General features: G+C 58.7%; 14 protein-coding genes. 12 read left to right on the top strand and 2 right to left on the bottom strand.

The window, feature by feature from the left end; translation table 11 throughout:
• Window positions 1-95 precede the first annotated feature (95 nt).
• Entirely contained in the window at window positions 96-464 is a 369-nt protein-coding gene (gene folB, locus P346_RS10575; protein WP_023309215.1) for a bifunctional dihydroneopterin aldolase/7,8-dihydroneopterin epimerase, read from the bottom strand.
• A 107-nt stretch (window positions 465-571) separates the two neighbouring features.
• Here folB and plsY point away from each other — a divergent pair, with 107 nt between their 5' ends.
• The 10 genes from plsY (at window position 572) to ureG (ending at window position 8,418) form a co-directional block, all read left to right on the top strand.
• The gene (plsY, locus tag P346_RS10580; protein WP_032659895.1) at window positions 572-1,192 is read left to right on the top strand and encodes a glycerol-3-phosphate 1-O-acyltransferase PlsY; all 621 of its coding nucleotides are present in this window, start codon (window positions 572-574) and stop codon (window positions 1,190-1,192) included.
• 84 nt (window positions 1,193-1,276) lie between these two features.
• Window positions 1,277-2,743 (top strand): MFS transporter, encoded by a 1,467-nt coding sequence (locus tag P346_RS10585; protein WP_032659893.1) that lies wholly within the window; start codon window positions 1,277-1,279, stop codon window positions 2,741-2,743.
• A gap of 189 nt (window positions 2,744-2,932) precedes the next feature.
• Window positions 2,933-3,760, top strand: coding sequence for an urease accessory protein UreD (locus P346_RS10590; RefSeq protein ID WP_032659892.1), 828 nt, complete (start codon window positions 2,933-2,935; stop codon window positions 3,758-3,760).
• A 10-nt stretch (window positions 3,761-3,770) separates the two neighbouring features.
• Entirely contained in the window at window positions 3,771-4,073 is a 303-nt protein-coding gene (locus P346_RS10595; RefSeq protein WP_006811999.1) for an urease subunit gamma, read from the top strand.
• A gap of 10 nt (window positions 4,074-4,083) precedes the next feature.
• Window positions 4,084-4,398 carry an urease subunit beta gene (locus tag P346_RS10600; protein ID WP_032659891.1) on the top strand — a complete coding sequence of 105 codons (315 nt, stop codon included), beginning with the start codon at window positions 4,084-4,086 and terminating at the stop codon, window positions 4,396-4,398.
• Complete coding sequence (ureC, locus tag P346_RS10605; RefSeq protein WP_032659890.1) at window positions 4,391-6,094, top strand: urease subunit alpha; 1,704 nt, start codon at window positions 4,391-4,393, stop codon at window positions 6,092-6,094. Before P346_RS10600 ends, ureC begins: the two co-directional genes overlap by 8 nt.
• A gap of 9 nt (window positions 6,095-6,103) precedes the next feature.
• Complete coding sequence (gene ureE, locus P346_RS10610; RefSeq protein WP_032659888.1) at window positions 6,104-6,568, top strand: urease accessory protein UreE; 465 nt, start codon at window positions 6,104-6,106, stop codon at window positions 6,566-6,568.
• A gap of 9 nt (window positions 6,569-6,577) precedes the next feature.
• A complete protein-coding gene (locus P346_RS10615) occupies window positions 6,578-7,117 on the top strand; it encodes a HupE/UreJ family protein (protein WP_032659887.1) in 540 nt (179 codons plus the stop codon).
• The gene (locus P346_RS10620) at window positions 7,117-7,791 is read left to right on the top strand and encodes an urease accessory protein UreF (protein ID WP_032659884.1); all 675 of its coding nucleotides are present in this window, start codon (window positions 7,117-7,119) and stop codon (window positions 7,789-7,791) included. Before P346_RS10615 ends, P346_RS10620 begins: the two co-directional genes overlap by 1 nt.
• Before the next feature lie 9 nt (window positions 7,792-7,800).
• Window positions 7,801-8,418, top strand: a complete 618-nt coding sequence (ureG, locus tag P346_RS10625) for an urease accessory protein UreG (RefSeq protein ID WP_023333456.1) — start codon at window positions 7,801-7,803, stop codon at window positions 8,416-8,418.
• An 86-nt stretch (window positions 8,419-8,504) separates the two neighbouring features.
• On the opposite strand, the gene tsaD is transcribed toward ureG, so the two are convergent.
• Window positions 8,505-9,518, bottom strand: coding sequence for a tRNA (adenosine(37)-N6)-threonylcarbamoyltransferase complex transferase subunit TsaD (tsaD, locus tag P346_RS10630; RefSeq protein ID WP_032659882.1), 1,014 nt, complete (start codon window positions 9,516-9,518; stop codon window positions 8,505-8,507).
• 236 nt (window positions 9,519-9,754) lie between these two features.
• Between tsaD and rpsU the strand changes: the two genes are divergently transcribed.
• Together rpsU and dnaG are read left to right on the top strand one after the other, a co-directional pair.
• A complete protein-coding gene (gene rpsU / locus P346_RS10635) occupies window positions 9,755-9,970 on the top strand; it encodes a 30S ribosomal protein S21 (protein WP_001144069.1) in 216 nt (71 codons plus the stop codon).
• A 115-nt stretch (window positions 9,971-10,085) separates the two neighbouring features.
• On the top strand, window positions 10,086-11,828 hold the full coding sequence (dnaG, locus tag P346_RS10640; protein WP_032659879.1) for a DNA primase: 1,743 nt from the start codon (window positions 10,086-10,088) through the stop codon (window positions 11,826-11,828).
• Window positions 11,829-11,927 lie beyond the last annotated feature (99 nt).

Raw genomic sequence — 11,927 nt, 5'->3', positions numbered from 1 at the left:
TAAAAAAGATATAAAAAAACGGCGTCCCATACGGACAACCGGTAAGATACAGTCCTGAGACCGGTATAACATAAAATGGTTTAGCAATTATGACGTTAAATCTTGCCTTTCAGATTTGTGCCACGCTCAATAATGACGCCGACATTGGCGGCGCGCGCCACCGCTCCCGGCTTGCTCAGCTTGATGCGCACCCACGGTGAGTTGAATTTTTTCAACAGCAATTCTGCGACTTCTTCCGCCACCCGTTCGACCAGCGCAAAACGTTGCCCTTCAACGTGGGCGATGACCGTTTCACTGATGTCGGCATAGCTCAGACAGTCGTTCACGTCATCGCTTTTTGCCGATTTGCGGTTATCCCATCCCATTTCGATATCGAACACCAGTTTCTGCTCGATGGTCTGTTCCCAGTCGTAAACACCAATTGTGGTGATTACCGAAAGTTGCTCTATAAATACAATATCCATCACGACCTGCCTGCTTTTTGGCTAAACCGGATACCACTTCCGGCGAATTATGCGTATTATCCACAGATGCTGAGAATACAGATACATTTTCAAAACGGAACAGCGTTATGAGTGCAATCGCGCCTGGAATGATCCTCCTCGCCTATCTTTGCGGCTCAATCTCCAGCGCCATTCTGGTCTGCCGCATTGCCGGGTTACCTGACCCGCGTGAAAATGGTTCCGGGAATCCGGGGGCGACCAACGTACTACGAATTGGCGGCAAGGGAGCAGCCGTAGCGGTTTTGATTTTTGATGTTCTGAAAGGGATGCTACCCGTCTGGGGCGCGTATGCGCTGGGCGTCACGCCGTTCTGGCTGGGGCTCATTGCTATTGCCGCCTGCGTCGGCCACATCTGGCCCATATTCTTCGGCTTTAAAGGCGGAAAAGGTGTGGCGACCGCCTTTGGCGCCATTGCGCCCATCGGCTGGGACTTAACCGGTGTAATGGCCGGGACCTGGCTTCTGACCATTCTTCTGAGCGGCTATTCGTCGCTGGGCGCTATCGTCAGCGCGCTGATCGCGCCGTTCTACGTCTGGTGGTTCAAACCCCAGTTCACCTTCCCGGTGTCGATGCTCTCCTGTCTTATCCTGCTGCGTCATCACGACAATATCCAGCGCCTGTGGCGTCGTCAGGAGACCAAAATCTGGACGAAGCTCAAGAGAAAGAAAAAAGACGCTCCGAAGAGTTAGTTATGCCTTATAGCCAAATGTGATTTTGGTCACCTTCTGCCTGTGGTAACTGTTAGGGACACAACACAACCACATAAAAAGAAAATGGCTGAAATCACAGACACCACTCCCCTTTCAACGGCAGGTACTCCTCCTGATGGCGACATCCAGTGGGTGCGCAGCGCATCGGACGTATCACGCCTCGTTAATGACGGTTCTCAGGGCCGGGCAAACGCCCGTATCGTGGTCGGTATCGCGCTGGGCGGGATTTTCCTCGATGCCTACGATCTGGGCGCGCTGGCGTTCGGCATTAAAGACATCACCCGCGAATTTAACCTGACGCCCGCCGGTACCGGTATGGTGGCCTCGGCGATTACCTTTGGTGCCATTGTCGGGGCGCTGCTCGGCGGCTACCTCACGGATAAAATCGGGCGCTACCGCGTTTTTATGGCTGATATGGTGTTCTTCGTGGTGGCAGCGATCGCCTGCGCGCTGGCCCCGAACGAATATGTGCTCGCGGGCGCCCGCTTTGTGATGGGGCTGGGGGTCGGGATTGACCTTCCCGTGGCGATGGCGTTTTTAAGCGAGTTCGCCAGGCTGAAAGGGCCCGGAAATAAGGCCTCCAGCGTCGCGATGTGGTGCCCCACCTGGTATGCCGCCATCAGCATCTCCTACCTGCTGGTGCTTTTCTTCTACGCCGTGCTGCCGGATAGCCACAGCGACTGGCTGTGGCGTTTGATTCTCGGCTTTGGCGCGGTGCCCGCGCTGGTGATTATCGCCATCCGCAGCCGCTATATGAGCGAATCTCCGGTCTGGGCGGCGAATCAGGGCAACCTGAAAGAGGCGGCGTCGATTTTACGCCAGTCGTATAACATCAATGCCCACGTGCCGCAGGACGCGCTCGGCCAGCCCGCACCCGTCGTGAATAAAGCAAAATGGTCAAACTATCTGAACCTGTTCCGCGGCATCTACTTGCGCCGCACGACGCTCGCCACGCTGCTTTCCGTCGTCTCGTCGTTTGCCTATAACGCCGTGGCGTTTGGTCTGCCGGTGATCATCTCCAGCTTCTTTGTCCAGTCGATGCTCACCACGATTCTCATTTCTCTGGCGCTTAACCTGCTGTTTGCCTTCGTCGGCGGGCTGCTGGCGGTACGCTACGTACCGCGCTTCGGCGCCTGGCGGATGTCGCTTGCGGGTTATGCCTGCCAGCTTGTGGCGCTGCTGGGTCTGGCGCTGATTGGCCGACCGGAAGGCGCCTCTGAAGGGGTGCCCGCGGTCGCGATGCTGGCGCTATTCCTGTTCGGTCAGGGCTTCGGCCCGGGCGCGCATACCATGACGTTCGCCTCTCTGAGCTACCCGACCTCGCTGCGCGGCGTGGGCGTGGGTCTCAACCAGACGCTGATGCGCAGCAGTTCCACGCTGTCGCTGTTCCTGTTCCCGCTGCTGGTCGCCTCGCTGGATACCGCCGTCTTCTGGGTGATTGCGCTGGCGCCGTTTATCGGCCTGGCGTCGCTGCTGGCGATCCGCTGGGAGCCGTCCGGGTATGATGTGGATGCGGAGGATTACCGCTAGCCTTTCCTGCCGGGTGGCGCTGCGCTTACCCGGCCTACACTGCGCATTATCTTGTAGGCCCGTGCAAGCGTAGCGCCGCCGGGCGAAAATCACATGAGCCGTTTTTATCCATAAGCGACTCATATGACAGGCTTCATTTCCGCCAGGGCATACTGAAACGTATCCCGATGGTGTGGAAATGGATGCAGCATGTTAGCAGCTCAGGTCACTGATAATACGTATAAAGGCTGGCAGGCATCGCTTGCCCTGCAGTTTTGTCATACCCCTGAGAAAACCCTCCTGCACTCCGCCCACCACCTCGGGCCGCTCACCGTTCAACGTCCGTTTTACCCTGAAGGCGAAACCTGCCACCTTTACCTGCTGCACCCGCCCGGCGGAATTGTGGGCGGCGATACGCTGGACATTTCCGTTCGGCTGGACGCCAAAAGCCACGCGCTCATCACCATGCCCGGGGCGAGCAAGTTTTATCGCAGCAGCGGTCCGCAGGCGCGTCTGAACCAGCATTTTTACCTCGATGAAGATTCCACCCTGGAGTGGCTGCCGCAGGACACCATTATCTTCCCCGGCGCGAATGCCGCGCTGCGTTCCGTCTTCCATCTGAAGGCCTCCAGCACGCTGCTCGCGTGGGAGCTGTACTGCCTGGGCCGCCCGGTGATAAATGAAACCTTCAGCCACGGCACGCTGGAGAGCCGCCTTGAGGTGTGGGTAGATGACGAGCCGCGCCTGATTGAGCGCCAGCACCTTAGCGACGGCGATCTCACGCCCGTCGCCGGACATCCGTGGATCGGCACGCTGCTGTTCTACCCAGCCCGGGAAGAACATCTCGACACGGTGCGCGAACGGCTCGCACCGCTGGAAAATTATGCCGGGGCAACGCTCACCGATGGCCTGCTGTCGGTGCGTTTTCTCTCCGACGACAACCTGATTTGCCAGCGGGTGATGCGCGACATCTGGCAGTCGCTTCGCCCGCTTCTCACCACCAAAACCGCCTGTTCGCCGCGTATCTGGCAGACATAAGAGAAACGTTATGGAACTGACCCCCAGAGAAAAAGACAAGCTGTTGCTGTTCACCGCCGCGCTGGTTGCCGAACGCCGCCTCGCGCGCGGGGTAAAGCTCAATTACCCGGAATCGGTCGCGCTGATCAGCGCCTTCATTATGGAAGGCGCGCGCGATGGCGAAACCGTCGCCTCGCTGATGGAGGCGGGCCGCCACGTCCTGAGGCGCGATCAGGTCATGGAGGGCGTCCCGGAGATGATCCCGGATATTCAGGTCGAAGCCACCTTCCCGGACGGTTCCAAGCTCGTCACCGTCCATAACCCGATCGTCTAAGGAGCGCGTAATGATCCCTGGTGAATATCAGATCCAGCCCGGAAATATTGCCCTCAACGTCGGGCGTGAAACCCAAAGCGTGGTTGTCGAAAACCACGGCGACAGGCCGATCCAGGTCGGATCGCACTACCACTTTTACGAGGTCAACCCGGCGCTGAAGTTCGATCGGGAAGCCACCAAAGGCTACCGGCTGAACATCCCGGCGGGCACCGCCGTGCGCTTCGAGCCCGGCCAGAAGCGGGAAGTGACGCTGGTTCAGGTCACCGGGGCGCAGCGCATTTTCGGCTTTCGCGGCGAGGTGATGGGAGAGGTGAAACATGGCTGAGATTTCACGCCGGGCGTATGCCGATATGTTCGGCCCCACAACCGGGGATAAGGTGCGGCTGGCCGACAGCGAGCTGTGGATCGAAGTGGAAGACGATCTCACGGTCTACGGCGAAGAGGTCAAGTTCGGCGGCGGAAAGGTGATCCGCGACGGCATGGGCCAGGGGCAGATGACCGCTGACGGCTGCGTAGATCTGGTTCTCACCAACGCGCTGATCGTCGATCACTGGGGGATCGTGAAGGCCGACATCGGCGTCAAGGACGGGCGGATCTTCGCCGTCGGCAAAGCCGGGAACCCGGACATTCAGCCCGGCGTGACGATCCCGATTGGCGCGGCAACGGAAGTGATTGCCGCCGAGGGGAAGATCGTCACCGCCGGCGGGATCGACACCCACATCCACTGGATCTGCCCGCAGCAGGCGGAAGAAGCGCTGGTCTCCGGCGTCACCACCATGATCGGCGGCGGCACCGGACCGGCGGCGGGCACCAACGCCACCACCTGCACGCCGGGACCGTGGTATATCGCCCGCATGCTGCAGGCTGCCGATACGCTGCCGGTGAATATCGGCCTGCTCGGCAAGGGTAACGGCTCCAACCCGGACGCCCTGCGCGAGCAGATTGCCGCGGGCGCCATCGGGCTGAAGATCCACGAAGACTGGGGAGCGACGCCTGCGGCGATCAACTGCTCGCTGGAGGTGGCAGACGAGATGGATATTCAGGTGGCGCTGCATAGCGACACGCTGAACGAGTCCGGTTTTGTCGAAGACACGCTGGCGGCTATCGCCGGGCGCACCATCCACACCTTCCACACCGAAGGCGCGGGCGGCGGCCACGCGCCGGATATCATCACCGCCTGCGCGCACCCGAATATTCTGCCCTCTTCCACCAATCCGACCTTGCCCTACACGGTCAATACCATCGACGAGCATCTCGACATGCTGATGGTCTGCCACCACCTCGATCCGGATATCGCCGAGGACGTGGCGTTTGCCGAATCCCGCATTCGTCGTGAAACCATTGCCGCCGAAGACGTGCTGCACGACATCGGCGCGTTCTCGCTCACCTCGTCAGATTCGCAGGCCATGGGCCGCGTCGGGGAAGTGATTATCCGCACCTGGCAGGTGGCGCACCGCATGAAGGTCCAGCGCGGCGCGCTGCCGGAAGAGATCGGTGATAACGACAACTTCCGCGTGAAGCGCTATGTCGCCAAATACACCATTAACCCGGCGCTCACCCACGGCATCGCCCACGAAGTCGGTTCGATTGAGGCGGGCAAGCTGGCGGATCTCGTGGTCTGGTCCCCGGCTTTCTTCGGCGTCAAACCCGCCACCATCGTCAAGGGCGGAATGATCGCCTGCGCGCCGATGGGCGATATCAACGCCTCGATCCCCACGCCGCAGCCGGTGCATTACCGCCCGATGTTTGGATCGCTGGGCGCCGCGCGCCACGCCACCCGGCTGACGTTTATCTCGCAGGCCGCCAGTGCGAACGGCATCCCGCAACAGCTCAACCTGCAGAGCGCCACCGCGGTGGTGAAAAGCTGCCGGACAGTGAAAAAGGCGGACATGATCCACAACGCCCTGCAGCCGAATATCACCGTCGACTCGCAAACCTACGAGGTGCGCGTCGACGGTGAACTGATAACCAGCGAACCGGCTGACGTTCTGCCGATGGCGCAACGCTATTTCCTGTTTTGAGGAGTGATGATGATCTATTTAACCCAACGCCTGGACCACGCGCATCCGATTACCGCCAGCGTCACGCTGCCGATTGACTTACGGGTGAAAAGCCGCGCCCGCGTAGCGCTGAACGACGGCCGCGAAGCCGGGCTGATGCTGCCGCGCGGCCTGCTGCTGCGCGGGGGCGACCTGCTGACGACCGACGACGGCAGCGAGGTCATCGAAGTGATCGCAGCCCCGGAGTCGGTCTCCGTGGTGCACTGCGCCGATCCGTTCCTGCTCGCCCGCGCCTGCTACCACCTGGGCAACCGCCACGTGCCGCTGCAGATCATGCCCGGCGAGCTGCGCTATCACCACGACCATGTTCTCGACGACATGCTGCGCCAGTTCGGGCTGGAAGTGGCCTACGCGAGCCTGCCGTTTGAACCGGAAGCGGGCGCTTACGCCAGCGATGCCCACAGCCACAGCCATTCTCACGCTCATTCATATTAAGGATCCATCATGCGCAAGTATTTACCGTTGTTACTGCTGGCTTTTTCCGTTCCCGCGCTCGCGCATCCCGGCCACGGTACCGACAGCTTCCAGGCCGGTTTTCTCCACCCGCTGACAGGGCTCGATCACCTGCTGATGCTCGCGGGCGCAGGCGTGCTCTCTGCACTGAGCGGTCGCAAACTCCTGCTGCCGTTTGCCACCCTCGGGATGATGCTTGTCGGCGCCATTGCGGGCAGCCTGCTCGGCGGCTTCAGCGGCATGGAGATGCTGATTATCGCCTCGCTGGCGGTATCCGGAGTGATGATGTTTAAAACTGAAAACCGTCTGCTGCTGGCGGTGCCAGCCCTGGCGATGTTCCACGGCTGGGCGCACGGCGTGGAGATGTCCGGCCACAGCTTCTGGCTCTTCACCAGCGGCTTTATGCTCGCAAGCGCCACGGTGCTGTGCGCCAGCTTTGCCGCAGGGCTGCTGCTGCGCCGTCACGACGGCCTGCGTAAAACCTTCGGCGGCGGGCTGATCGTCTCCGCCCTGCTGGCGCTGATGAGCTGATGGAGCACGCCCGCCAGAGGCTGCGCCTGATGCAGCTCTCCAGCAGCAGCCTGCCGGTCGGGTCGTTTACCTGGTCGCAGGGGCTGGAGTGGGCCGTTGAGGCAGGCTGGGTCACCGACGCCGACGCGTTCAAACGCTGGCAAATCCAGCAGATGGAGCAGAGCTTTTTCTGCGTCGACCTGCCGCTGTTTATCCGTCTTTATCAGGCCTGCGAGCAACGCTCTCTTACACATGCAAAACGCTGGACGGCATACCTTCTCGCCTGCCGGGAAACGCGCGAGCTGCGCGAAGAGGAGCGTAACCGCGGGGCGGCCTTTACGCGGCTGATTAAGAGCTGGGAACCTGACTGCCCGCCCGAATGGCTGCCGCTGTTTATGCAAAGCCAGCTCTGCGGCATGGCCTGGCTCGGCGTGCGCTGGGGCATTAGCGTGCGCGAGCTGGCTCTCAGCCTCGGCTACAGCTGGATGGAGAGCGCGGTGATGGCGGGCGTCAAGCTGGTGCCGTTTGGGCAACAGGCCGCGCAGCAGCTGATCATCGAACTGGGGGACCATTACGCCGCCGGGCTTGAACAGGCATTTTTGCGTAGCGACGACGCGCTGGGGGCAGCGACGCCGCTGTCCGCCATCGCCTCCGCGCGCCACGAAACCCAATATTCACGACTATTCCGTTCCTGAGGAGTCAACATGGCTGATTACAAACATCCCCTGCGCGTGGGCGTGGGCGGCCCGGTAGGGTCGGGCAAAACCGCGCTGCTGGAAGCGCTCTGCAAGGCGATGCGCGATACCTACCATCTTGCGGTGGTGACCAACGATATCTACACCAAAGAGGATCAGCGCATCCTGACCGAGGCAGGCGCACTGGAGCCGGAGCGCATCGTGGGCGTAGAGACGGGCGGCTGTCCGCATACCGCCATTCGTGAAGATGCGTCGATGAACCTGGCGGCGGTGGAGGCGTTAAGCGAGAAGTTCGGTAATCTGGATCTGATCTTCGTTGAAAGCGGCGGCGATAATCTGAGCGCGACGTTCAGCCCGGAGCTGGCGGATCTGACCATTTACGTGATCGACGTGGCCGAAGGGGAAAAAATCCCGCGCAAGGGCGGGCCGGGGATCACCAAATCCGATTTTCTGGTGATCAATAAAACCGACCTCGCGCCGTACGTCGGTGCGTCGCTGGAGGTGATGGAGCGCGATACCAACCGCATGCGCGGCGATCGTCCGTGGACGTTTACCAACCTGAAGGCGGGTGACGGGTTAGCGACGATTATTGCGTTTCTGGAAGAGAAAGGGATGTTGCGGGTGTAGTGCAGGTTATTGCCGGGTGGCGGCTTCGCCTGACCCGGCCTACGGTTTTGTAGGCCCGGTAAGCGCAGCGCCACCGGGCAAAAAACTTACGCCTCCGGCAGTTCCGCCAGCGGCCAGCGCGGACGCACGGACACGCTCAGGTCGGACGTTGCGCCTGCGTTCAGGCGCACCATTCCCGCGTAAGCGATCATCGCGCCGTTGTCGGTGCAGAATTCCGGACGGGCATAGAACACTTCCCCGCGACGCTTTTGCATCATCTCGGCGAGCTTCGCGCGCAGCGTGCGGTTGGCGCTGACGCCGCCCGCCATCACCAGACGCTTAAAGCCGGTCTGATCCAGCGCGCGCTTACACTTGATCATCAGCGTATCCACCACCGCATCTTCAAACGCACGCGCAATATCCGCGCGAGTTTGCTCGTCGTTGTCGTTATTGCGAATCGTATTCGCCGCGAAGGTTTTCAGCCCGGAGAAGCTGAAATCCAGCCCCGGACGGTCGGTCATCGGGCGCGGGAAGACAAAGCGCCCTTCCGTTCCCTGCGACGCCATTTTCGACAGCATCGGGCCGCCCGGATAATCCAGACCCAGCAGCTTGGCGGTTTTGTCGAAGGCTTCACCGGCGGCGTCGTCGATCGATTCGCCCAGCAGCTCGTACTTGCCAATGCCCGTTACGCTAATCAGCTGCGTATGGCCGCCGGAGACCAGCAGCGCCACAAACGGGAATGCAGGCGGATTCTCTTCCAGCATCGGCGCCAGAAGGTGCCCTTCCATATGGTGAACCGGGATCGCCGGCACATCCCACGCAAACGCCAGCGAACGGCCAACCGTCGCGCCAACCAGCAGCGCGCCAACCAGGCCCGGGCCTGCGGTATACGCCACTGCATCAATCTCTTTTGCCGTTAATCCCGCTTCTTTCAGCGCCGCCTGAATCAGGGGAACCGTTTTACGCACGTGGTCACGAGAGGCCAGTTCAGGTACGACGCCGCCGTAGTCAGCGTGCAATTTCACCTGACTATACAGCTGGTTGGCCAGAAGCCCTTTTTCGTCGTCGTAAATGGCGATGCCGGTTTCATCGCAGGATGTTTCAATACCCAGTACACGCATGACTTGTTTTACCTCGTTTCAATACCGCGCAGTGTAGAGCCTGGGCGGGTTGATGTAAAACTTTGTTCGCCCCAGGAAGAAGGCTCGTGTATACTCCTCACCCTTATTAAAGTCCCTTTCAAAATCGCATCGGTGCTTTACAAAGCAGCAGCATTTGCAGTAAAATTCCGCACCATTTTGAAATAAGCTGGCGTTGATGCCAGCGGCAAACCGAATTTATTAAAGGTGAGAGTTACATGCCGGTAATTAAAGTACGTGAAAACGAGCCGTTCGACGTAGCACTGCGTCGCTTCAAACGTTCATGCGAGAAAGCAGGTGTTCTGGCTGAAGTTCGTCGTCGTGAGTTTTATGAAAAACCAACGACCGAACGTAAGCGCGCTAAAGCTTCCGCTGTGAAACGTCACGCGAAGAAACTGGCTCGCGAAAACGCACGCCGTACTCGTCTGTACTAATTGGTTGAGGGCCTCAGCCCTCAATTGACAGACAGAGTAATAGTCGTAAGGCCGTGCTTCCGGAAGGAATGCGCGGCTTGTTTTCGTTTATAAGTCGCTTAAAATTTTGGGGCATATGGCCGGAAGAATCCCACGCGTTTTCATCAATGACCTGCTTGCCAGAACCGACATCGTCGATCTCATCGACGCGCGGGTAAAGCTAAAAAAGCAGGGCAAGAACTACCATGCGTGCTGTCCGTTCCATAACGAAAAAACCCCCTCCTTCACCGTAAACGGTGAAAAGCAGTTCTACCATTGCTTCGGCTGTGGCGCACACGGTAATGCCGTCGATTTTTTGATGAACTACGACAAGCTCGAGTTCGTTGAAACAGTCGAAGAGCTGGCGGCGATGCATAACCTTGAAGTGCCGTATGAAGCAGGAACTGGCCTGAGTCAGATAGAACGCCATCAACGGCAAAATCTCTATCAATTAATGGAAGGGTTAAATGATTTCTATCAGCAATCCTTCACCCAACCCAATGCCGAGCCTGCACGTCAGTATCTGGAGCAACGCGGTTTAAGCGCCGAGATTGTTCAGCAGTTTGCTATTGGTTTTGCTCCGCCAGGCTGGGACAACGCATTAAAACGTTTCGGTGGTAATGTCGACAACAGGAAGCTGTTGCTCGATGCCGGAATGCTGGTCAACAACGACCAGGGAAGAACTTACGACCGTTTCCGCAATCGCGTGATGTTTCCGATTCGCGACAAACGGGGTCGGGTTATTGGATTCGGTGGCCGCGTTCTGGGTAACGATACGCCGAAATACCTTAACTCCCCGGAAACCGATATTTTCCATAAAGGCCGCCAGCTGTATGGCCTTTATGAAGCACAGCAACATCAAGCTGAGCCACAGCGACTGTTGGTTGTCGAAGGATATATGGATGTTGTCGCCCTGGCGCAATACGGTATTCATTATGCCGTTGCTTCGCTAGGAACATCGACCACCGCCGACCATATGCACATGTTATTCCGGGCAACAAATAACGTCATTTGTTGTTACGACGGCGACCGTGCAGGACGAGATGCCGCATGGCGTGCGCTGGAAACGGCAATGCCTTACATGACTGACGGTCGTCAGCTACGCTTTATGTTTCTGCCCGACGGTGAAGACCCGGATACTCTGGTGCGTAAAGAAGGCAAAGAGGCGTTTGAAGCACGGATGGAGCAGGCTCAGCCGCTCTCTATGTTTCTGTTTAATAGTCTGTTGCCGCAGGTCGATTTAAGTTCACCAGATGGCAGTACGCAATTGGCCGCGCTCGCGCTGCCGCTTATCAGTCAGGTCCCTGGCGATGCGCACCGTATTCAGCTGCGCCAGATGCTGGGTCTGAAGTTGGGCATTTTTGACGACGGCCAACTCGATCGTTTAATGCCAAAACAGGCAGAAAGTGGGGTCGTACGCCCCACTCAGCAGATAAAACAAACTCCTATGCGTATACTTATAGGACTGCTGGTGCAAAACCCGAATCTGGCACAGTTGGTGCCACCGCTACATGGGCTGGCGCAGAGCAAACTACCTGGACTCAGCCTGTTCAACGAGCTGGTGAGTCTTTGTGTAGCCCAGCCTGGGCTGAATACGGGTCAGCTTTTAGAGAACTATCGCGGGACAAATGAATATTCAACACTTGAAAAACTCTCAGCCTGGAACGATATAAAGGATGAGAATGTTGAAAAAATGTTCACCGACACGCTAAACCGAATTTTTGATTCAATGCTTGAACAGCGACAGGAAGAGTTGATAGCTCGCGATCGCACGCACGGTTTAAGCAGTGAAGAACGCAGGGAGTTCTGGGAAATCAGACAAGCCCTGGAAAAAAAATGAATTTAACGGCTTAAGTGCCGAATATCGATCGGGAAGCCCCCGGCAGCCGCACTGAGAGGCAGCGGCAAAAATATAAGTACGCCCTCGCTTTAAAGGTTG

Source organism: Enterobacter sp. DC1 (genome assembly GCF_000568075.1).
In the GTDB taxonomy this organism is placed as follows: domain Bacteria; phylum Pseudomonadota; class Gammaproteobacteria; order Enterobacterales; family Enterobacteriaceae; genus Enterobacter; species Enterobacter asburiae.
The sequence above is the reverse complement of the archived record's forward strand: the minus strand, read 5'-3'. Positions and strand labels throughout refer to the sequence as shown.

Bases quoted from the DNA above. Each gene is read 5' to 3' on its own strand.
- folB (WP_023309215.1), bottom strand. From the start codon at position 464: ATGGATATTGTATTTATAGAGCAACTTTCGGTAATCACCACAATTGGT.
- plsY (WP_032659895.1), top strand. From the start codon at position 572: ATGAGTGCAATCGCGCCTGGAATGATCCTCCTCGCCTATCTTTGCGGC.
- P346_RS10585 (WP_032659893.1), top strand. From the start codon at position 1,277: ATGGCTGAAATCACAGACACCACTCCCCTTTCAACGGCAGGTACTCCT.
- P346_RS10590 (WP_032659892.1), top strand. From the start codon at position 2,933: ATGTTAGCAGCTCAGGTCACTGATAATACGTATAAAGGCTGGCAGGCA.
- P346_RS10595 (WP_006811999.1), top strand. From the start codon at position 3,771: ATGGAACTGACCCCCAGAGAAAAAGACAAGCTGTTGCTGTTCACCGCC.
- P346_RS10600 (WP_032659891.1), top strand. From the start codon at position 4,084: ATGATCCCTGGTGAATATCAGATCCAGCCCGGAAATATTGCCCTCAAC.
- ureC (WP_032659890.1), top strand. From the start codon at position 4,391: ATGGCTGAGATTTCACGCCGGGCGTATGCCGATATGTTCGGCCCCACA.
- ureE (WP_032659888.1), top strand. From the start codon at position 6,104: ATGATCTATTTAACCCAACGCCTGGACCACGCGCATCCGATTACCGCC.
- P346_RS10615 (WP_032659887.1), top strand. From the start codon at position 6,578: ATGCGCAAGTATTTACCGTTGTTACTGCTGGCTTTTTCCGTTCCCGCG.
- P346_RS10620 (WP_032659884.1), top strand. From the start codon at position 7,117: ATGGAGCACGCCCGCCAGAGGCTGCGCCTGATGCAGCTCTCCAGCAGC.
- ureG (WP_023333456.1), top strand. From the start codon at position 7,801: ATGGCTGATTACAAACATCCCCTGCGCGTGGGCGTGGGCGGCCCGGTA.
- tsaD (WP_032659882.1), bottom strand. From the start codon at position 9,518: ATGCGTGTACTGGGTATTGAAACATCCTGCGATGAAACCGGCATCGCC.
- rpsU (WP_001144069.1), top strand. From the start codon at position 9,755: ATGCCGGTAATTAAAGTACGTGAAAACGAGCCGTTCGACGTAGCACTG.
- dnaG (WP_032659879.1), top strand. From the start codon at position 10,086: ATGGCCGGAAGAATCCCACGCGTTTTCATCAATGACCTGCTTGCCAGA.